Genomic DNA, 20,702 nt, shown 5'->3' with positions numbered 1-20,702 from the left:
ACCGAGTTCCAGATTCTTACACAAGCAGATATGAATAGTGTTCGAACAACGCACATTTTCCGATTGCCACAGTAGTGATCTGTGGGCTGGATCAGGTGAACAACTCGGAGGCCACACTCGCCGCCGACAACTCCCCGGTAAACGCCAACAACAACGGCGCCAATTCATGCAACCGCGCACCCGGCATCCGCGCGCTGGGTCCGGCAATGCTGAGCACGCCGATCACCCGCCCATCCCCCGGATGGCGCACCACGGCGGCAATCGCCGATGTCCCCACCGCCGAACTTTCCTCGACACAGGCATAGCCCTGTTCCCGCGCAAGACGTAACCGTTCCAGCAGCTCGATATTGGAACGCGGTGCATTCGGCCCCAGCGTCAACGGCCGGTCCGCCGCCTGGCGCTCCACAAGTGACAAGGCCTCGGCATCGCTCATGCACGCCAGCCACGCATGCCCGGACGCGGTGTAGAACAGGGGCGCGTCACGGCCCATGTCCGGGTCATAGCGCAGTCCGGAACGGGCGCCCTGGGACTTGGCAATCCAGGTCAGCCGCTCACCCTCGATCACCCCCAGGCGCACCAGTTCACCGGTTTCCTGCGCCAGGCGATCGAGCACCGGCTGCACGATATCGGCGCCGCTGCTCGACAGGTAACGGAACCCCATCGCCACCAGTTTGGTCGACAATTGGTAACGCAGGTTATCCGGATTCTGCCGCACATAACCCAGGCGGATCAGCTCAGCGAGCAGACGGTGAGTGGCGCTCTTGGGAATGTCCAGTTGCTCGGCCAGGGTCTGCATCGGCAGGCCGCGAGGGTCGCTGGTGAGACTTTCGAGCACACTGAAAACACGTTCGATCTGACTGCCGGCCATGGGCGTCTCCACGCAAATTTTGTCGATTCTAGAAGACAACCGGCTGATCGCGAAATCTGGAACTGAACGTCCGATAACCGCCCGCTTTACGCTCACCGTCCTTGCCTGCCTCAATCAGCTTCTTATATTTTCTGGAACCTAATTCCAAAACAATAAACGCTGGAGCCCGAACCATGCCTGCCCAACCGCACTTTCTTCCCGACGTCGACTGCGATGTGCTGATCGTGGGCTCCGGTGCGGCCGGTTTATCGGCGGCTGTGACGGCGGCGTACCATGGCCTGAACGTCATCGTGGTTGAAAAGGATCCGGTGTTCGGCGGCGCGACCGCCTGGTCCGGGGGCTGGGCCTGGGTGCCGTGCAACCCCCTGGCCCGTCGCGCCGGCATCGTCGAAGACGTCGAGCTGCCGCGCACCTACCTGAAACACGAGTTGGGCGAGCATTACCAAGCGGCGATGATCGATGCGTTCCTGGAGGCCGGGCCGCAAATGGTCGCCTTCTTCGAACAGCACACCTCGCTGCAATTCGCCGACGGCAACGCGATCGCCGACATCCACGGCGACACAACCGGCGCCGGCACCGGTGGGCGCTCGGTGATCGCCGCGCCGTACGACGGGCGAAAAACCGGCAAGTTGCTCAAGCGCCTGCGCAAAACCATGCGGGAAACGTCCTTCATGGGCATGCCGATCATGGCGGGCGCGGACCTCACGGCGTTTCTCAACCTGACCCGTTCGCTGTCGGCGGCCTGGCACGTCACCCGGCGTTTTACCCGTCATCTGTTTGATCTCGCCGTGCATGGCCGGGCGATGCAACTGGTCAACGGCGTGGCGCTGGTGGCACGCCTGGCAAAATCCGCCGATGACCTCGGCGTGTTGCTCTGGGAGTCGGCCCCCGTCACCGAGCTGCTGCACGAAAACAATCAGGTGCGCGGCGCGGTGGTCAACACCACCAAAGGCCCGGTGCGGATCAATGCGCGCAAGGCGGTGGTGCTGGCGGCCGGTGGCTTTGCCAATGACATCGAACGGCGCAAGGCACTGTTCCCGCGCACGCCCACCGGTCATGAACACCTGGCCCTGCCGCCACTCGGCGTGTCCGGCGATGGCCTGCGCCTGGGCGAAAGCGTCGGCGCCCAGGTGGACACCGACCTGCAATCCCCCGTCGCCTGGGCGCCCGTCTCCGAAGTGCCCCACGGCGATGGCAGCACCGGTCACTTCCCGCACATCATCGAGCGCGGCAAGCCCGGGATCATCGGCGTGCTGAGCAACGGCCAGCGCTTTGTCAACGAAGCCAACGGCTACTACGACTATGTGACGGCCATGGTCGCCGCCGCCCCGCCCGGTGACGCGGTCGCCTCCTGGCTCATCTGCACCCACGGCTTTCAACGGCGTTACGGCCTGGGCATCTCGCGGCCGTTTCCCGTGCCGCTGGCACCCTTTATCCGCAGCGGCTATCTGAAAACCGGCAATACCCTTGAGGCATTGGCGTCGGCCTGCGGCATCGATCCACTTGGTTTGCGCAACACCGTGGCCGAGTACAACCGTCACGCCCGCCACGGCGAAGACCCGCAGTTCGGCCGGGGCTCGACCCCCTACAACCGCAAACAGGGTGATGCGTCGCAGCAGCCCAACCCTTGCGTCGCCCCGCTCGAACACGGGCCGTTCTATGCCGTGAAGGTCCAGCCCGGCTGCTTTGGCACCTTCGCCGGGCTCAAGGTCAACCCGCATGCCCAGGTCCTGGACGACTCGGGCCAGCCCATCGCCGGGCTGTACGCGGCGGGCGGCGACATGGCCAGCATCATGGGCGGGCACTACCCCGCCGGCGGCATCAACCTTGGCCCGGCGCTGACGTTCGGCTACGTCGCCGCCCGCCACCTTGCAGGCATCACCGCTTACGAACAGGAGATCGACCATGCAGCACATCGTTAATGCACAGGGATTGAACATGCCAATACTCGGCCTCGGCACCTGGCCGATGCTGGGTGACGAATGCACCCGTGCCGTGGAACAGGCCCTGGCGCTGGGCTATCGGCACATCGATACGGCGGCGGCCTACAACAACGAGGACGCAGTCGGTCAGGCGCTGGCGAATAGTCCGACACCCCGTGAGCAACTCCACGTCACCACCAAGGTCTGGTGGGATCAGTTGCAGCCCGACGCCATGCGCCATTCCATGGACCGCAGCCTCAAGGCCTTGCACAGCGACTACGTCGACCTGTTCATGATCCATTGGCCCGCCACCGACTGGGATTTGCCGCGCACCCTCGACACCCTGGTGTCGTTCAAGGAACAGGGCCTGGCGCGCAACATTGGCGTGGCGAACTTTCCGCTGCCGCTGTTGCGTAAAGTCGTCGAGGACATGGGGGTACCGCTCTCGGCGATCCAGGTGGAGTACCACGTGCTGCTCGGCCAGAACGCCTTGCTGAACTACGCCCGCCGACACGACCTGGCGCTGACGGCCTACTCGCCGCTGGCACGCAACAAGGTGTCGGACATCCCGGCCATTCGGCAGATCGCCGCCAAACATGGCGTACTGCCTACCCAGGTCGCGCTCAAGTGGTTGCTGGACCAGCCGAACGTGGCGGCGATTCCCAAGGCCAGCAGTAAGGCCAATCAGCAAGCCAATCTTGCGGCGCTTGAGGTGCAACTCGATGACGAAGACCGTCGCTTGATCGCCGGTCTGTCCAAGCGCGAACGCCAGGTGAGCCCGGACTTCGCGCCACTGTGGGATGCGTTCGACGCGTAACTGGTCAATGGCCATGGACGACGCGCAATCACCGCCCGACCGTCCATGGCCTTACCAACCCTTACACATTTCCCCCGCAGCCTTTGGCCGGCGCGGTTATTCATGGAGCCGGCGATATCCGCCATCAATCCATGAGAGACCGCAACCATGCTATGGAAAAAAGCCAGACGCAGCGACCACGTAAACGACACTCGCCAGGGCAAGGATGCCCGCACACTCACAGGGACAACCCTCGGCGCCGGGCTGGCGGCGCTTGCCCTGGCAGGCGCAGGGCTTTACGCGACACTGAGTGACACCGCCCCCGTTGGCCTTCATGAACCCACCGCCGCCACCCGCTCGATCGAGCCCCCCGAAGACCTGCAACTGACGTTTGTCCAGTCAGTCCTGGGCGAGACCGAAGACACCTGGACGCAGCTGTTTGCGCAATCGGGACGGCACTATCCGCCGCCCACGCTGACGCTGTTCGATAACGGCGTGAGCACCGGCTGTGGCTTCGCCCGCTCCTCCAGCGGCCCCTTCTATTGCCCGGGCAACAAGCAGGTGTATGTCGACCTCGCCTTCTTCGCGAGACTGGAGCGGCAGTTTTCCGTGGCCGCCGACTTTGCGCGGGCCTACATCATCGCCCACGAAATTGGCCATCACGTGCAGTTGGAACTGGGCATGTCCGAGCCACTCGAACAAGCATTGCGCGAAAGCAGGCCAGTAACCGGCGATGGCGGCCTGGAGGTACGTGGCGAGTTGCAGGCCGATTGCCTGGCCGGCGTCTGGGCACACCATGCACAGCAGCGCCTGGCGTGGCTGGAACCTGGCGATCTTGAAGCCGCCCTGCATGCCGCCAGCACGTTTGGCGATGACAACCTGCAACGCGCCCAAAACGCCCCCGTTCGGCCAGAGACATTCGCCCACGGCACCTCCGAGCAGCGCGTGAGCTGGTTCAAGACCGGTTTTGACACAGGCCTCACGCAGGCTTGCGACACCTTCTCCCCCGTGGACTTGTAAGACCCACCCGTCATCGAAACCGCTGATATCACACCCTGCGCAGAACCCGCGGCGCCCCAGGCTGTCTGACGACCGGACTGGCGCCGCCCCCACTTGGCAGCAACACTCATCGCACGGAGCTTTACCCAGAACACAAGAGGATTCCTACATGCTATGGAAAAAAGGACGACGCAGCGACAACGTGGTCGATGCGCGTGGCGATGATGTCGGCGGCGGAGGCGGCGGGATGCGCTTCGGTGGCGGCAAGGGCCTGAGCCTGACAGCCATTATTCTGATTGTCGGGATCGGCTGGATCACCGGCCAGGACCCGATGCAGATCCTCGGCCAGCTCACCGGGCAAATGGGCGAGCAATCGGCACCCGCCACCAACCAGACCCGCAAGGCGCCCCCGGCCAATGACGAAGGGGCCGAATTCGTCCGTTCGATCCTGGGCGATACCGAGGACACCTGGCGGCAGATTTTCCAGCAGGCGGGCCGTCAATATAAGGACCCGACCCTGGTGCTGTTCAGCAATCGCGTCAACTCGGCCTGCGGCCTGGCGACCTCGGCGACCGGTCCGTTCTACTGCCCGGCGGACCAGAAGGTGTATCTGGATACCAGTTTCTTCCAGGAGATGTCCCAGCGTTTTTCGGCCGCCGGCGACTTCGCCCAGGCCTACGTGATCGCCCACGAAGTCGGCCACCATGTGCAGACCTTGCTCGGGGTGTCCGCGAAGATTCAGGCGGCCCGCCAACAGGGCCGGCAAATGGAAGGTGACGGCGGTTTGCTGGTCCGTCAGGAACTGCAGGCCGATTGCCTGGCCGGGGTCTGGGCCAACCATGCGCAGCAGCGCCTGAACTGGCTGGAACCGGGTGACATCGAAGAAGCACTCAACGCCGCCAATGCCATCGGCGACGATCGCTTGCAGCAACAGGGTCAGGGCCGCGTGGTGCCGGACTCGTTTACCCATGGCACGTCGGCGCAACGGGTGCGCTGGTTCAAAACCGGATTCGCCCAGGGCCAGGTCGGCCAGTGCGATACCTTCGCGGCGAAAAACCTGTAGATGAAAAAATGGTTGTTGGCGTTGCTGATCACTTGCACAAGCCCTTTCCCGACTACCTGGGCTGCCGGGCATGGCGTCAAGGAAGTCAGTCCCGGACGCCTGTTGTTGAAGTCCGGCGAGATGGCGGTCGGCATCAGCCCCGCCCCGGCAAAAATCGAACGGGTGTTGATCATCGTCCACGGTCGCCTGCGCAATGCGCAAACCTACCTGCACAGCGGCGAACACTCGGCCGAACTGGCGGGGCAAAGCGCAACCACCCTGGTGATCGCCCCACAATTCCTTAACGAAACCGATGTCGCGCTGCACCCGGTGGCTGACACGGTGTTGCGCTGGCAAGGCAACGAGTGGATGGCCGGTGGCGAATCCACTGCGCCGTTTCGCCTGAGCGCCTATGAGGCACTGGACGAGATCGTCGCCCGCCTGGGTGACCGCCAGCAGTTTCCGGACGTGAAGCAGATCGTCATCGCCGGCCACTCCGGTGGCGCCCAAGTGGTTCAGCGCTACGCCTTGCTGGGCCACGATCAACCCGCCCTGGACGCCGCCGGCGTGCAGGTGCGCTACGTGATCGCCAACCCGTCTTCCTACGCATTTTTCGATGAGCGCCGGCCAGTGGCTTTCAACCACGCCGCGTGCCCCGACTTCAATCGCTGGAAATACGGGCTGACGGATTTACCCGCCTACGCCGAAGGACAAACCGCCGCGCAACTGCAGGAAAAATACCTCAAGCGCGACATCGTTTACCTATTGGGGCAGCAGGACATCGATCCGAATCATCGGGCGCTGGATAAAAGCTGCGAGGCCAAGGCCCAAGGGCCGAACCGATTGGCGCGTGGGCGTTTGTATTTCGATTATCTGAAGCGGCTGCAACCGCAAGGGTTGAATCAGCAGCTGATCGAGGTGCCCGGGGTCGGGCATAACGGGGATGGAATGTTGACCTCGCCGGAGGGGCAAAAAGCGTTGTTTCAATAATCGCCAAAAGATCGCAGCCTTCGGCAGCTCCTACAGGGTGTTCTCGATTCCCGTGTAGGAGCTGCCGAAGGCTGCGATCTTTTGATCTTCAATCTCAAACAATGAGCATCCGCCGCAACTCAACACAATCCGCCGCATGCCAATCGGTCAACTCGGGCCACGGGTTGTCCGGCAGATTCACCAACACTGTGCGTGTCCCCGCCGCTCGCCCGCAATCCAGATCGAAACGGTAATCGCCGACCATCACCATCTCGCCGGTCGGTACCTTCCAGGCCTCGGCCAGTTTCAGCAAACCACCGGGATGGGGTTTGGGCGGCGCTTCATCGCGGCCCAATACATCCTGTGCCGCAAAGCAGTCGGCCAGGCCGATGGCCTCCAGGGTGACATGCGCCAGCTCACGGGCATTGCGCGTGAGGATGCCCAGGCGATAACCGCGCCCGGCCAATTCACGCACCAGTTCCACCGCGCCCGGTGCCGGCTTCGAGCCCAGCGCCAAGTCGCGCTCGTGTTCCAGCAGCCACGCGTGCTTGGCCGCGGCTTCATCGGCCGGCAGCGCGGCGAGGTGGGTCAGGATGTCGTCGTCGGCCGGGATCGCCAAGGCCACGCGAATTGCCGCGAAGTCATGCACGGCCACCGTCAGGGTGCCGTCCATGTCGAATACCCAGTGGCGGACGTCGGCCAGGCTCATGCCCAATCCTTGCGATGGCGAATCAGGCCTTCCTGCGTGACCGAGGCCACCAGTTGCCCGGCGCGGTTGAACACGCTGCCACGGGAGAACCCGCGAGAGTTGCCGGCCCACGGGCTGTCCATGGCGTAGAGCAACCAGTCATCGGCGCGCAGGTCGGCGTGAAACCACAGCGCGTGATCGAGGCTGGCAACCTGCATGTCCTTGTGCCAGACCGATTTGCCATGGGGTTGCATCGAAGTGGTCAGCAGCCCGAAATCCGAGGCATAGGCCAGCAAATACTTGTGCAGCGCCGGGGAGTCGGCCAGGGCACCGTCGGCGCGAAACCAGACGTACTTGATCGGATCGGAGGGTTGCGGGTTGTAGGGGTCTTTCTCGGTGATCGGGCGGAACTCGATCGGTTTCGGGCACAGCAGTTTTTCGCGCATTTTTTCCGGGATCAGGTGCGCGCGCTGCTGGGTCAGCTCCAGCTCCGACGGCAGGTTTTCCGGCCCGACCACTTGCGGCATTTCGCTCTGGTGCTGGAAGCCTTCTTCGTCGTACTGGAACGAGGCGCTGCAAGTGAAGATCGGATGACCCTTCTGGATCGCCGTCACCCGGCGCGTGCTGAAACTGCCGCCATCGCGAACCCGGTCAACCTGATACACCACCGGCAACCCGGCATCGCCCGGACGCAGGAAATAACCGTGCATCGAATGCACATGGCGCGTCTCTTCGACGGTCTGACTGGCCGCCGACAGCGACTGGCCCAGCACCTGGCCGCCGAACAACTGACGAAACCCCAGGTCCTGGCTGCGGCCACGGAACAGGTTTTCTTCGATCGGTTCCAGGGTCAGCAGGTCCACCAGATCATCCAACACTTGGCTCATTCAGACTCTCCTCACACAACGCAATGCCGCGCAGTCTTGGCTGCGTCGGTCGATTCAGTTTCTGGCCCGTGCCAACATGAGGGCCATTGTAAACGTCTATGTCAGGTTATCCATGCAAGGTTTGCAGCCATTGTTCGCGGCTGATGCGATACAGCACGTGGTGACGCAGGGGATGGTCGACCGCAAGCTTCGGGTGCTCGAAATCGTCGGCGGGGTCATGGTGCATGCCGATGGCCTGCATGACTTTCTGCGATGGCAGGTTGCTGTCCGCGGTGAACGAGACGATTTCGTTCACCGCCACACGGTCAAACCCGCAACGCAGAGCGGTCCACGCCGCTTCGCTGGCATAACCCAGGCCCCAGTGTTCGCGCGCCAGGCGCCAGCCGATCTCGATGGCCGGGGTGAACGGCGCATCGAACCCGACCACCAGCAGCCCGGTAAAACCGATGAACTGCCCGGTGTCCTTGCGTTCCAGTGCCCACAGGCCAAACCCGTGCTCGGCAAAATGACCCCTGATTCGCCCGATCAATGACGCACTTTCCAGTCGACTCAGGGCCGTCGGAAAATAGCGCATGACCTGTGGGTCGGCACACATCGCCGCAAAATCCGGCAGATCCTCATCGCGCCACTGGCGCATTAACAGACGCGCGCTCTCGAGTTTCAGTATCGGCTCCATCGTCCCCCGCCCCTCCGTTTGGATGTCGCCAGTCTACAACGCTGGTAGGATCCTTCACTCATTCCCGTAAGCCTTTGCAGACAACGCAATCATGTCCCTGCCGCTGATCTACCACGAAGACTACAGCCCCGAGTTCCCGGCGGATCACCGCTTCCCCATGGACAAGTTTCGCCTGCTGCGCGATCACCTGGTGGACAGCGGCCTGACCCGCGACGCCGACCTGCTGCGCCCGCAACTGTGCCCCCCGGAGATTCTCGCCCTCGCCCATGACCCTTCGTATATCGAACGCTACATGGGCGGCGAATTGTCCCGCGAGGATCAACGGCGCCTTGGCCTGCCCTGGAGCGAAGCCCTGGCCCGGCGCACGGTGCGGGCGGTCGGCGGCTCCCTGCTGGCGGCCGAGCAGGCCCTGGAACATGGCCTGGCCTGTCACCTGGCGGGCGGCACGCACCACGCACACTACGATCACCCGGCCGGGTTCTGCATCTTCAATGACCTGGCGGTGATCAGCCATTTCCTGCTGGAAAGCGGCCGGGTGAACCGCGTCCTGATCTTCGATTGCGACGTGCACCAGGGCGACGGTACGGCCCGCATCCTGCACGACACCCCGGAGGCCATTACCGTTTCCCTGCACTGCGAAAAGAACTTTCCTGCACGCAAGGCCGAAAGTGACTGGGACATTCCGCTGCCCAACGGCATGGGCGACGAGGAGTACCTGAAGGTGGTGGACGATGCGCTGAATTATCTGCTGCCGCTCTATCAGCCGGACCTGGTGCTGTACGACGCCGGCGTCGATGTGCACAAGGATGACGCGCTGGGTTACCTGAAGCTGACCGACCAGGGCGTCGCCGCCCGCGATGAAAGCGTGATGCGCCATTGCCTGGGCCGCGACATTCCGGTGGTCGGAGTGATCGGCGGCGGCTACAGCAAGGACCGCCAGGCCCTGGCGCGACGCCACGGTATCCTGCATCACAGCGCACAACGGGTCTGGCAGTCATCAGGTTGTCACTGAGTTGTGGATGCTTTACCCACAATGCCTGTGGAACCGCCTGTGGATAACCTGAGTGAAAGGCACTACAGCCCTTGCCGGTTGGGGGCTACAGAGCAGTGGTTGTTTTTTAACCACCCACAAATCCACAGCCGTCACCTGTGGGAGCGGGCTTGCTCGCGAATGCGATTTAACATTCAACACAGATGCCGACTGACACACTGCTTTCGCGAGCAAGCCCGCTCCCACATTAGATCTGTGCGGTAGAATGCCCGGCTTCATTCGCCAAAACCGCAGCGCTCCCATGACTCAATCCTCGACCTCCTCCCCTTCCCGCGTCGCCATCATCGGCGGCGGCCCAGCCGGTTTGATGGCGGCTGAAGTGCTGAGCCAGGCCGGGATCCAGGTCGACCTGTATGACGGCATGCCTTCGGTGGGGCGAAAATTCCTCCTGGCCGGCGTCGGCGGCATGAACATCACCCACTCCGAAGCCTATCCGGCGTTCCTCTCGCGCTACGCCGAGCGTGCACCGCAGATTGCGCCGCTGCTGCGCAGCTTCGGTGCCGATGCGTTGTGCCAGTGGATTCACGACCTGGGCATCGACACCTTTGTCGGCAGCTCCGGCCGGGTCTTCCCGACCGACATGAAAGCCGCACCCTTGCTGCGTGCCTGGCTCAAGCGCCTGCGCGACGCTGGCGTGGTTATCCACACACGTCATCGCTGGCTCGGCTGGAATGACGCCGGCCACTTGCGAATCGACAGCCCCGGCGGCGAGAAATCCGTACAGGCCGACGCCACCCTGCTCGCCCTGGGCGGCGGCAGCTGGTCGCGCCTGGGTTCCGACGGCGCGTGGATGCTGCCGCTGGAGCAGCGCGGTGTAGGACTGGCGCCGCTGCAACCTAGCAATTGCGGCTTCGAGGTGCAGGCCTGGAGCGAATTGATGGTCAGCAAATTCGCCGGAGCGCCGCTGAAAAACATCGCCATCGGTTTGAACGACGACATTCCACGGTTGGGCGAATGCGTGATCACCGCCACCGGCATTGAAGGCAGCCTGATCTACGCCCTGTCGGCGCCGATCCGCGAAGCGATTAACTTGCACGGTTCGGCAACAATCCACATTGATCTGCTGCCGGGCCGGCCTGTGGATAAAATCCAGGCCACGCTGAGCAAGCCGCGTGGCTCGCGCTCGATGGCCAAGCATCTGCACAGTCAGTTGGGGATCGACGGGGTGAAAGCGGGGTTGTTGCGGGAGCTGACATCCGCCGAAACCTTCAACGACATGTCGTTGCTGGCCAAAGCGATTAAAGCCTTGCCGCTGACCCTGGTGAAAGCCCGGCCACTGGACGAAGCGATCAGCAGTGCAGGCGGTGTGATGTTCGAAGCGATGGATGAGCGATTGATGCTCAAGCCATTGCCCGGCGTGTTCTGCGCGGGAGAAATGCTCGATTGGGAAGCGCCGACGGGCGGCTATCTGCTGACTGCGTGTTTTGCCAGTGGGCGGGCGGCGGGGTTGGGGATTATTGAATGGTTGCAGCGCAAGGGCTGAAGACCGAGGTGCGCCCTTCGCGAGCAAGCCCGCTCCCACATTGGAACGCATTCCAAATGTGGGAGCGGGCTTGCTCGCGAAGGCGGCCTGACAGGCGCAGCAGTTATTAAGGCTTGCGCTTGCGCGGCCCGGTATTGAACACCGGCACTTTTCGCACAGGCTTGACCGAAGGCTCCGGCGCAGCCACTTCACCGCTGTCTACCCACTTGCCCAGATTGCGCTTGCCGCCACCACCGGAAGCCTTTGGCTTCTTCGGTTTCTTCGGCTTCTTGATCACCTGGCCACTGGCATCGGTGTCCGGCACCCGGTGCTCAGGTTCGAAGTCCGGTTCGCTCTGGCGCTTCAAGGTCTGGCGGGTCAACATCTCGATGGCCGACAACAGGTTCACTTCATCGGCGCACACCAGCGAAATGGCCTCGCCGGTCGAACCCGCACGGCCGGTACGACCGATCCGGTGGATGTAGTCCTCAGCCACGATCGGCAAGTCGAAGTTGACCACCAGTGGCAAGTCTTCGATGTCCAGGCCACGGGCCGCAACGTCGGTGGCGACCAGGATCTGCACTTCGCTGGCCTTGAAGCGGTCCAGTGCCCGCTGGCGGGTCGCCTGGGGTTTGTCGCCGTGGATGCCGTCGGCATTGATGCCCAGGCCCTGGAGTTTTTCCACCAGCGCGTCCACGCCGTTGCGGGTCTTGGCGAACACCAGCACCTGCTTCCACTTGCCCTTGCGCATCAAGTGCACGAACAGTTCCGGCTTGCGCTTCTTGTCCACCGTCACCACCCACTGCTTGACGGTGTTGGCCGCCACGTTGCGCGGGCTGACTTCGATGCTCAGCGGGTCGTTGAGCATTTGCCCGGCCAGCAGGCGGATGTCATCGGAGAAGGTCGCGGAGAACAACAGCGTCTGACGTTTCTTCGGCAAGGCGCGGTAAATGTTCGCCAGCTCTTCGGAAAACCCCAGGTCGAGCATGCGGTCGGCTTCGTCCAGTACCAGGGTTTGCAACTGGTTGAACTTCAGTGCGTTCTGGCGGAACAGGTCGAGCAGGCGGCCCGGCGTCGCGACCAGCAGGTCCACGCCGCTGCGCAGCTTCATCATTTGCGGGTTGATGCTGACGCCGCCGTACACCGCGTAGGTGCGCAACGGCAGGTTCTCGGCGTACTGACGCACGGCTTCGTGAACCTGCTCGGCCAGTTCGCGGGTCGGCACCAGGATCAGCGCACGCACCGAGTTGGCGGTGACTTTCGGCCCTTCCATGGCCAGCAGTTGCAGGAGCGGCAGGGCGAAACCGGCGGTCTTGCCGGTGCCGGTCTGGGCGGCGGCCATCAGGTCGCGACCGGCCAGCACCGCCGGGATGGCTTGCGCCTGAACCGGCGTCGGCGTCTGGTAGCCGAGCGTCTCAAGGGAGCGCAGCAAGGGTTCGATCAGGCCAAGGGAGGCGAAAGTCATGGGAATACCGTAGGAAAATTCAGCGCGGGTTGTGCAAAACAAGTGTGCAAAACAAGATGCAATGGCGCGCAGTTTACCCTAATTCACACGGGATTCTGTCGGTACAACCTTCACCACTGGCCGTTCCGGCGTACGACGCCACTGCGGCAGACCGATCAACACCACGGCGCTAATGATCACCAGCATCGCCAGCGCCTCTTCGAGGCCGATGGTCTCGCCGACAAACACGATCCCCAGCAACACCGCCACCGCCGGGTTGACGTAGGCGTAACTGGTGGCCGCCGCCGGACGCACGTGTTTCAACAGGTACATGTAGGCGTTGAACGCGATGATCGAACCGAACACGGTGAGGTACGCCAGTGCGGCCCAGCCTTCGATCGGCGGCACCTTCTCCAGGTGCTCACCGCTGACGGCGCTGGCAATCAGCAACACCACGCCCCCCACCAGCATTTCCACGGCACTGGCCATGGCGCCCTGGGGCAACGGCAAGTGTTTGCTCCAGACCGAACCGAAGGCCCAGGTGGCGGCGGCAAAAATCAGCAGGGCTGCGCCCAACGGGCTCGATTGCAGGTTGGAACCGAGGTTGAGCATGACAATGCCGATCATTCCAAGCGCAACGCCCGCCCACTCGAGACGGGTGTTGCGCGCGCCCCAGAAATAACCACAGAGCAAGGTAAACAGCGGCACCGTCGCCACCGCCAACGCCGCCACGCCGGAGGCCACGCCCGTGTGCTCGGCCACGCTGACCGCGCCGTTGCCGCAGGCCAGTAGCAATACGCCGATGATCCCGGCGGCTTTCCACTGGGCCCAGGTCGGTGCCGGTGCCCCGCGCCAGCGCAGGAAGGCGTACATCAGGCTTCCGGCGATCACGAAGCGGATACCGGCCAGCAGCAAGGGTGGCCAGTACTCCACGCCGATGCGGATCACCAGGTAAGTCGAGCCCCAAATCACGTACAAGGCGAAAAAGGCAGCGATCAACGGTAAGGGGAAGCGACGTAGGCCAGGCATGATGGGCAGCTCACAGGCAGAACAGGTGAACGGCTATTCTAGAAAGGCTGAGGCGGGAAAATAAGTTACAAAACCTGTTTAAACCGTCGGTACACTTTTCAAAACACGGAGTTCATGGCTATAAACCGTGTTTTCGAAAGTTCGCCATTTTTCAGGAGTCGCCACGATGGATAAGTACGATCGCATGCTGCTCAGCGCCCTGCTGGAAAACGGTCGCGCCTCCTACGCCGACCTGGCGCGCAAGGTCAATCTGTCCGCCCCGGCCGTGGCCGAACGCGTGGCCAAGCTCGAAGCCAGCGGCGTGATCACCGGTTACCAGGCGAAAGTCGACCTGTCCAGGGTCGGGCTGCCGATCCAGTGTGTGATCGAACTGCGCCTGAACCAGCACGGCAACCAGAAGGCCTACGACGACCTGATCAAAATCCCGCAACTGACCGAATGCCACCGGGTGACCGGCGACCCGTGCGTGATCATGCAAGCGGCGGTGGGTTCGATGCCGGAGCTGGAAGAGCTGATCAACCGGGTGGCCCAGTTCGGGTTCAGCAAGACGTCGATCGTGTTGTCGAGCGCGATCGAAAAGCGCGTGCCGTTGGGGCAGTTGGAAGGGAATGGTAAAGCGTAAGTTGGCACTGTCTCTGTGGGAGCGGGCTTGCTCGCGAATGCGGTGGGTCAGCCAACACCATTGTTGAATGATGAACCGCATTCGCGAGCAAGCCCGCTCCCACATTTGATGGGCGCAGGTCCTAGAACCCGCGATAACGCTTGAGGTGCTCGCCCACTTTCGCCGCCGGCACCTTCTGCAACTTGCACAGCAGATCATGGGACAGCTCGCGCAAACCGTGCTTCTGGCGCAACTCTTCAGCCAGGTGCGCCGTCAGGTTGGCCGCCATTTCCGCGTCGGCCATGGCCCGGTGAGCCTTGCCGGTGTTGGGCAGGTTGGCGAAGGTAGTCAGGGTGCCGAGTTTATGGTTCGGCGCGGCGGGCATCAGGCGCCGAGCCAGCAACAGCGAGCAAGCGAAGTTCTGCAGGCGTGTGCGTTTGATCCGCCCCAGTTCGAAGTCCCAGAACTTCTGGTCGAACGCGGCGTTGTGCGCCAGCAATGGCGTGGTGCCGACGAATTCGTTGACCTCGTTCATCACCTGCTCGGCCGACGGCGCGGTGCGCAGCATCGCGTTGCTGATGCCCGTGAGTTGCTCGATGAAGGCCGGGACGCGCACGCCGGCATTCATCAGGCTCTGGTAACGCTCGACGATGCGCCCCTGTTCAAGGATCACCACGGCAATTTCCGTGGCCCGGCAGCTGCTGCTCGGGGAGATCCCGGTGGTTTCAAAGTCGATGACTGCGATGCGTTCCAAACCTGTTTCAACTCCGTAAAAATCAATTCTTGAGCAGCAACGCGCCTTCGATCGGCACGTAGCGGCTGGCGGCGCGGATCAGCGAGTTGGCGGTCAGGCCCGGCACGCCGTAGGCCACCGCCTGCACGCCGTGCTTGCTGATGATGCGTTCCAGCAGCATGTCGAAATCCCCGTCACCGGACGCCAGCACCACTTCATCGACATGGTCGGCCGCGTCCATGATGTCGAGGGTGATGCCCACGTCCCAGTCGCCCTTGGCCGAGCCGTCGCTGCGCTGGATGTAAGGCTTGAGCTTCACGGTAAAACCGAGGTTGCGCAGGATCTGCTGGAACTGCTGCTGTTTGCTGTCGCCACGATCGATGGCGTAGGCGTAGGCCTCGACAATCTGCCCCTGCTTGCTGATTTCAGCCCACAGCGCGGCATAGTTGAAGTGGCAACCATAAGCCTGACGCACGGTGTAATAGAGGTTCTGGACATCGGCGAACACAGCGATCTTCTTCACCGCAACATCCCCTTGGTGCGCAGGCAGGATCAGGCACCAGGCCCGAAAAGTCGCCCAGTATGCCAGTCTGAAGGAGAATTCCGCGAATAATCGGCCGAAAGCGCCGTGGCGCTCCGGACGAATGGCGAATCAGACGAAGGTGTCGTCGTCGCCGCCAAAGAACGATGAGCTGTCATCGCTGTAGTCGGTGTCGGTAAAGCCGCCCTGGTCATTGCCGTAGGCATCATTACCGGCCATACGCTGGTCGTCGCCCCAGCCATTGTTACCCTGATCGTTCACCTGGGCCGGTTCTTCCTTGATGACTTCAACGACCTCCTGGGGTTGCTGATTGTGATGAAACAGGCTGCTGATGCCTTGGGCCAGCATCACGCCACCCGCGACACCGGCCGCGGTTTTCAGTGCGCCACCGAGGAAGCTGCTGCCGGCCATCGGTGCCGCTTGTTGCGGGGCGTAAGGTTGCGTCGGGGCGGCAACATTCTGCTGGGGGGCTTGCGAGTTGAACGAGGACCGCCCCGGCTCACGCCAGCCACCGGCGCTCGACGCGGGCGCGCTCTGGCTCGGCGCAGGCTGCGGCTCCCGGGAACCGCCACCAAAGATACTCGACAGGAAACCACCGCTGGCCGGAACCGGTGCCGGAGCGGCGGCCTGGGCCCTGGCTTGTTGCAGCTCGGCCTGCAATTGCTGAACCTGCTGGGTCAGTTGCCTGTTCTGTTCATCGAGGCTCTTGATCGCGGCCTCTTGCACCAGGATCGCCTGGGTCATGAAATAACCCGCCGCGGGTTGGCGGCCCAGATGCTCCTTGATCCGCGTCTCGGCCTGGGCGTCGCGCGGGGCTGAGTCCGTTTCGGCCTGTTGCAGCCGGGAAAACAGTCCATCGATCAGGGTTTGTTCTTCGCTGTTCATGGCGACCTCGTAGATTGCCGGGGGAAATCGTTGTCCTTTCCACTTGAGGATAAGGTGCCCGACCTTAATGGAGGCTGAAACAAGATGTTTCAATGACCTTTACCCGACGTTTACGTTTGCGCCCTCCCGCACTTCATCGGTTAAAGTGAGCCACTGCTTCCCACCTGCGATACCGACTGATGAATCCGTTCGATGTACTGCGTGACTCCCTGTATTTCTTCAAGCGCAATCTGGGCCAGATCGTGCAGCTGTGCCTGCCGCTGGTGATCGTCGAGGCCCTGTTGCAACAAGTGGTCGACCACTCCACCGAGCCGGACAGTTTTCCCGGCATCAGCGTGATCGTCGGCCTGCTGGTCTATCCGCTGTACACCGCCGCGTTGATTCTGTTCCTCGATGCCCGCAGCCGTGGCGAATCGCCGGGCAATCGCGAATTGCTGTCCAGGTCCGCCTACCTGTGGCCGCGCTTCGCCCTGTTGACCGCCCTCAACACTCTGTTGATCCTGCTGGGCCTGTCGCTGTATTTCCTGCCGGGGATCTGGTTGATGGTGACCCTGGCCTTCGGCGAGTACCTGCTGGTGCTGCGTGGCCTGGCGCCGCTGGCGGCGATGAAGGAAAGCCTGCGCCTGACCCGCGGGCATTTCATCCGCATCCTGGTGTGCATCCTGTGCGTGATGGGACCGTTGTGGCTGCTCAAGGGCGCGACGCTGGCGGTGTATCCCGAGCCGCAGAACCCGGTGGTGTCGCTGCTGATCGACAGCGCCCAGAGTTTCCTGCAACTGTTCACCAGCGTGGTGCTGTTCCGCCTGTTCATGCTGATCAGCGAGGCACCGGAAAAAATCGAAGGGCCACGCTGACCTTGGGCGACCGCCTGTCACTCGGGTATGCTCGGGCACAACTTCCGTAACGCGATAAGCCGAGCCATGACCCGACTGCTGCGCTACACCTTGCCGGGATTGCTGATCCTGATCGTCCTGGCCGCCGTGACGATTTATAGCCTGACCTGGCGCCCGGAGGCCCGGGAAGTGCTGCCGGTCAGTTGCAGCACCAAGGCGCCGACCCTGGCGCCTGGCCAGGCGCTGAAAGTCATGACCTGGAACGTCCAGTACCTGGCGGGCAAGCGCTATGTGTTCTGGAATGACCTGGCCACCGGCACCGACGACGCCCCCACCCGCGAAGACATGGCCTTCAGCCTCGACGAAGTGGCGCGGGTGATTCGCGACGAGCAACCGGACGTCGTGCTGTTGCAGGAACTCGATGATGGCGCCAAGGCCAGCGAATACCAGAACCAGCTCAAACTGTTGCAGGAACGGGTTGCCGATCTGTACCCGTGCAGCGTCTACGCCTTCGACTGGAAGGCTGACTTTGTGCCTGATCCGCATATCTTCGGCAGCGTTGGCCGGCAACTGGCAACCCTGAGCCGCTTTCAGATCGAACATGCCCAGCGCCTGCAATTGCCGGTCGCGCCAGCCAATGTGATCAGCCGCCAGTTCCAACCGAAAAACGCCTTGCTGGTGGCCTACCTGCCGTTGAGCGACAACGGCCAGATCGCGGTGCTCAACACCCATCTGGACCGCGTGACGCAAGCCGACGAGACGCTGCAAAAACAGATCTCGGCGGTGGCCAAGGTCCTCGACAAGTTCGAAAGCCGTGGCACACCGTGGCTGATCGGCGGTGATTTCAATCTGTTGCCGCTGGGTCAATACCAGCGCCTGCCCACCGAGCAACGCACGCCCTACGCCGCCGACAGCGCATTGCACGTGCTGTGGGACAAATACCCGATGATCCCCACCAACAACGAAGCCGGCGGTATCGACCGCGCCCGCTGGCTGACCCACTACCCGAACGACACGGGCCTGAACGGCCCGGACCGTACCGTCGACTACCTGTTCTACAGCCCGCGGATCAAACGTGTCGAGGCCATGGTCCGGCAGGATGATACATTGCGTATTTCCGATCATTTGCCGGTGATTGCGCGGTTCCTGCTACCGGCCACGCCTTGACCCCTTGACGCCACGCCCGTGGGAGCGGGCTTGCTCGCGAGGGCGGTGTGTCAGCCCCATTCAATATTGCCTGGCATGCAGCTTTCGCGAGCAAGCCCGCTCCCACATTTGACCGCGCCAGTTCAGTTCGGCTGCCAGTCATCCGGGATAACGGCGATCACATCGATTTCCATCAGCCACTGCGGTTGTCCAAGCCCGGAAATCACCAGCCCCGTCGAGATCGGGAACACGCCTTTCAACCACTTGCCCACCACCTGGTACACCGGTTCGCGATAACGCGGGTCGATGATGTAGGTGGTGGTTTTGACGATATGCGACAGATCGCTGCCCGCTTCTTCCAGAAGCTGCCTGACGTTTTTCATCGCCTGTTCGGCCTGCGCCCCCGGGTCGCCCAGCCCCACGAGGTTGCCCTCGAAATCGGTGCCGATCTGGCCCCGCACGTACACCGTGTTGCCCGCCCGCACGGCCTGGCAAAGGTCATTGTCCAGGGATTGGTTGGGATAGGTGTCCTTGGTATTGAACATGCGAATTCGCGTGTGAGTCGGCATCTTAGAGTCCCCTGAAACTTGATTGATGATCGGTTCCTAGCGCTGCGACGGGTCGCGGTACTCCAGGTACTGGCGCTGCGTGGCAATGTGCCCGGCGACATGCTTGGCGTCGTGCCAGACGCCCCAGATAAAGCTGGAGCCGCGACGCGACAGCCATGGCAGGCCGACGAAGTACACACCCGGCTCGCTGGACACACCGCGCTGGTGACGCGGCTTGCCCTTGTCGTCAAACGCGTCGACTTGCAGCCAGCTGTAATCGACGGCGTAGCCGGTGGCCCAGATGATCGAGGTGATACCCGCCTCGGCCAGGTCCAGTTCCAGGATCGGGTGGGTGATGCAATCCGGGTCAGGCAGCATGAACCGGGCTTCGGGTTCTTCCGGCAGGTCGAGACCGTTGCGCGTGACGTAGGCGTCCGCCGCATCCAGCAGCGACAGGTAGTTCTCGTCGCCGGCCGCGACGTTCTGCGCCAGATCCTCCTGGAACGTCACCACGCCGTCGTGGAAGGACCGGGTCAGGCCCACCAGCGTGACGCCCTGCCGGGCCAGCGCCCGGAAATCGACGGTATTGCCGCCACGCGCACCGCTGACCGCGATGGTCACGTGCTCGCGCCCCGGTTGCATGACCTCGGCATCCCAGAGCCCCAGGACCCCCAGCCACCAGCAGAAGTCTCGGTTGCGATAAGCGCGAGGCGGCCGGTCATGCTGGCCGACGGACAGGTAGACCGGTTTACCGGCGCGCTGCAATTCATCGGCGATCTGGACACCGGAAGAGCCCGCCCCCACCACCAGCACGCCGCCTTCGGGCAGTTGCTGCGGATTGAAATACTGGGCCGAGTGAATTTGCGTGATCCGCGCGTCTTTTGGAGCAATCGGCGGAATGACCGGGCGCTGGAACGGGCCGGTGGCCGCTACCACGCGATTGGCCTCGATCACGCCTTCGGAGGTCTCGATGGTGAAGCCCGGACGGTCAGCGTTGCGGACCACTTTTTTGACCTCGACACCGGAGCGGATCGGCGCTTCGAATTTCTCGGCATAGGCTTGGAAGTAAGCCGCCACCTGATCCTTTGAGGCGAAGGCATCGGGCTCAAGGTCTTCGAACGCCAGCCCCGGGAAGCGGTCATGCCAGACCGGACCGTTGGCCACCAGCGAATCCCAGCGCCCGGTGCGCCACGCTTCCGCAATGCGGTTACGCTCCAGAACCAGATGGGGAACACCGAGTTTGCTCAAGTGCTCACTCATGGCGACGCCGGCCTGGCCCGCCCCGACAACAAGCGTATCTACTTCAATCTTATTAGTGGTCATGCTTGTGCCCTTCTCAAACGCGACAGATCAGCCGTTTTAATAAATAAGTTCCGCGCATATAACGTTGTTTGCGGGGTGGTTTTATTCTGTTCGGCAAATGCAAATAGCGAAATGATGATTTTTATAGTGACTAGTTAGAAAAAAACTGGCCGATAACTTCATTGTTTTTTATTGAATATGTATTGACGCAAAACCTGTAGGCGCGAGTTCTGCTCGCGATAATCGTTAACGATGACGCGTAAAACCAGACGCCCAGCGG

21 protein-coding genes are annotated in these 20,702 nt (G+C 62.6%); 10 read left to right on the top strand and 11 right to left on the bottom strand.

The window, feature by feature from the left end; translation table 11 throughout:
- Positions 1 to 91: 91 nt before the first annotated feature.
- Entirely contained in the window at positions 92 to 868 is a 777-nt protein-coding gene (locus tag F8N66_RS28985) for an IclR family transcriptional regulator (RefSeq protein WP_150773351.1), read from the bottom strand.
- Positions 869 to 1,041: 173 nt separating this feature from the next.
- Here F8N66_RS28985 and F8N66_RS28980 point away from each other — a divergent pair, with 173 nt between their 5' ends.
- The 5 genes from F8N66_RS28980 (at position 1,042) to F8N66_RS28960 (ending at position 6,617) form a co-directional block, all read left to right on the top strand.
- Positions 1,042 to 2,790 carry an FAD-dependent oxidoreductase gene (locus F8N66_RS28980; RefSeq protein WP_150773350.1) on the top strand — a complete coding sequence of 583 codons (1,749 nt, stop codon included), beginning with the start codon at positions 1,042 to 1,044 and terminating at the stop codon, positions 2,788 to 2,790.
- Positions 2,774 to 3,607 (top strand): aldo/keto reductase, encoded by an 834-nt coding sequence (locus F8N66_RS28975; protein ID WP_150773349.1) that lies wholly within the window; start codon positions 2,774 to 2,776, stop codon positions 3,605 to 3,607. Before F8N66_RS28980 ends, F8N66_RS28975 begins: the two co-directional genes overlap by 17 nt.
- Before the next feature lie 147 nt (positions 3,608 to 3,754).
- Positions 3,755 to 4,606, top strand: a complete 852-nt coding sequence (locus F8N66_RS28970; protein WP_150773348.1) for a neutral zinc metallopeptidase — start codon at positions 3,755 to 3,757, stop codon at positions 4,604 to 4,606.
- A gap of 148 nt (positions 4,607 to 4,754) precedes the next feature.
- Complete coding sequence (locus F8N66_RS28965; RefSeq protein WP_150773347.1) at positions 4,755 to 5,648, top strand: neutral zinc metallopeptidase; 894 nt, start codon at positions 4,755 to 4,757, stop codon at positions 5,646 to 5,648.
- On the top strand, positions 5,649 to 6,617 hold the full coding sequence (locus tag F8N66_RS28960) for an alpha/beta fold hydrolase (RefSeq protein WP_150773346.1): 969 nt from the start codon (positions 5,649 to 5,651) through the stop codon (positions 6,615 to 6,617).
- A gap of 94 nt (positions 6,618 to 6,711) precedes the next feature.
- Here F8N66_RS28960 and F8N66_RS28955 read toward each other — a convergent pair whose 3' ends face one another.
- The 3 genes from F8N66_RS28955 to F8N66_RS28945 form a co-directional block, all read right to left on the bottom strand.
- Positions 6,712 to 7,305, bottom strand: a complete 594-nt coding sequence (locus F8N66_RS28955) for an HAD family hydrolase (RefSeq protein ID WP_150773345.1) — start codon at positions 7,303 to 7,305, stop codon at positions 6,712 to 6,714.
- Complete coding sequence (gene tesB / locus F8N66_RS28950; protein WP_150773344.1) at positions 7,302 to 8,171, bottom strand: acyl-CoA thioesterase II; 870 nt, start codon at positions 8,169 to 8,171, stop codon at positions 7,302 to 7,304. The genes F8N66_RS28955 and tesB overlap by 4 nt, the downstream gene beginning before the upstream one ends.
- Before the next feature lie 106 nt (positions 8,172 to 8,277).
- Positions 8,278 to 8,847 (bottom strand): GNAT family N-acetyltransferase, encoded by a 570-nt coding sequence (locus F8N66_RS28945; RefSeq protein WP_150773343.1) that lies wholly within the window; start codon positions 8,845 to 8,847, stop codon positions 8,278 to 8,280.
- A 91-nt stretch (positions 8,848 to 8,938) separates the two neighbouring features.
- Here F8N66_RS28945 and F8N66_RS28940 point away from each other — a divergent pair, with 91 nt between their 5' ends.
- Together F8N66_RS28940 and F8N66_RS28930 are read left to right on the top strand one after the other, a co-directional pair.
- Positions 8,939 to 9,859 (top strand): histone deacetylase, encoded by a 921-nt coding sequence (locus F8N66_RS28940; RefSeq protein WP_150773342.1) that lies wholly within the window; start codon positions 8,939 to 8,941, stop codon positions 9,857 to 9,859.
- 280 nt (positions 9,860 to 10,139) lie between these two features.
- Positions 10,140 to 11,381, top strand: coding sequence for a TIGR03862 family flavoprotein (locus F8N66_RS28930; RefSeq protein ID WP_150773341.1), 1,242 nt, complete (start codon positions 10,140 to 10,142; stop codon positions 11,379 to 11,381).
- A 106-nt stretch (positions 11,382 to 11,487) separates the two neighbouring features.
- On the opposite strand, the gene F8N66_RS28925 is transcribed toward F8N66_RS28930, so the two are convergent.
- A complete protein-coding gene (locus F8N66_RS28925; RefSeq protein ID WP_150773340.1) occupies positions 11,488 to 12,825 on the bottom strand; it encodes a DEAD/DEAH box helicase in 1,338 nt (445 codons plus the stop codon).
- Positions 12,826 to 12,903: 78 nt separating this feature from the next.
- The gene (yedA, locus tag F8N66_RS28920) at positions 12,904 to 13,833 is read right to left on the bottom strand and encodes a drug/metabolite exporter YedA (RefSeq protein ID WP_150773339.1); all 930 of its coding nucleotides are present in this window, start codon (positions 13,831 to 13,833) and stop codon (positions 12,904 to 12,906) included.
- A 166-nt stretch (positions 13,834 to 13,999) separates the two neighbouring features.
- On the opposite strand from yedA, the gene F8N66_RS28915 reads away from it, so the two are divergent.
- Complete coding sequence (locus tag F8N66_RS28915) at positions 14,000 to 14,455, top strand: Lrp/AsnC family transcriptional regulator (protein ID WP_150773338.1); 456 nt, start codon at positions 14,000 to 14,002, stop codon at positions 14,453 to 14,455.
- A gap of 121 nt (positions 14,456 to 14,576) precedes the next feature.
- On the opposite strand, the gene F8N66_RS28910 is transcribed toward F8N66_RS28915, so the two are convergent.
- The 3 genes from F8N66_RS28910 to F8N66_RS28900 form a co-directional block, all read right to left on the bottom strand.
- The gene (locus tag F8N66_RS28910; protein WP_150773337.1) at positions 14,577 to 15,188 is read right to left on the bottom strand and encodes a PolC-type DNA polymerase III; all 612 of its coding nucleotides are present in this window, start codon (positions 15,186 to 15,188) and stop codon (positions 14,577 to 14,579) included.
- Between the two features lie 22 nt (positions 15,189 to 15,210).
- On the bottom strand, positions 15,211 to 15,690 hold the full coding sequence (locus F8N66_RS28905; protein WP_096514962.1) for an NYN domain-containing protein: 480 nt from the start codon (positions 15,688 to 15,690) through the stop codon (positions 15,211 to 15,213).
- A 129-nt stretch (positions 15,691 to 15,819) separates the two neighbouring features.
- Entirely contained in the window at positions 15,820 to 16,593 is a 774-nt protein-coding gene (locus F8N66_RS28900; protein ID WP_150773336.1) for a DUF2076 domain-containing protein, read from the bottom strand.
- A 179-nt stretch (positions 16,594 to 16,772) separates the two neighbouring features.
- Here F8N66_RS28900 and F8N66_RS28895 point away from each other — a divergent pair, with 179 nt between their 5' ends.
- Positions 16,773 to 17,447, top strand: a complete 675-nt coding sequence (locus tag F8N66_RS28895; protein ID WP_150773335.1) for a YciC family protein — start codon at positions 16,773 to 16,775, stop codon at positions 17,445 to 17,447.
- Positions 17,448 to 17,513: 66 nt separating this feature from the next.
- Positions 17,514 to 18,593, top strand: a complete 1,080-nt coding sequence (locus F8N66_RS28890) for an endonuclease/exonuclease/phosphatase family protein (protein WP_150773334.1) — start codon at positions 17,514 to 17,516, stop codon at positions 18,591 to 18,593.
- A 122-nt stretch (positions 18,594 to 18,715) separates the two neighbouring features.
- Here the strand turns inward: F8N66_RS28890 and F8N66_RS28885 are convergent, their stop codons facing one another.
- Both F8N66_RS28885 and F8N66_RS28880 read right to left on the bottom strand, forming a co-directional pair.
- Positions 18,716 to 19,141 (bottom strand): RidA family protein, encoded by a 426-nt coding sequence (locus tag F8N66_RS28885; protein WP_150773333.1) that lies wholly within the window; start codon positions 19,139 to 19,141, stop codon positions 18,716 to 18,718.
- 36 nt (positions 19,142 to 19,177) lie between these two features.
- The gene (locus F8N66_RS28880; RefSeq protein ID WP_150773332.1) at positions 19,178 to 20,443 is read right to left on the bottom strand and encodes a flavin-containing monooxygenase; all 1,266 of its coding nucleotides are present in this window, start codon (positions 20,441 to 20,443) and stop codon (positions 19,178 to 19,180) included.
- Between the last annotated feature and the right edge of the window lie 259 nt (positions 20,444 to 20,702).

The sequence above is a fragment of the Pseudomonas fluorescens genome, assembly GCF_902498195.1.
Taxonomy (GTDB): Bacteria; Pseudomonadota; Gammaproteobacteria; order Pseudomonadales; family Pseudomonadaceae; genus Aquipseudomonas; species Aquipseudomonas fluorescens_BU.
This window is presented reverse-complemented; position numbering and strand designations above follow the sequence as displayed.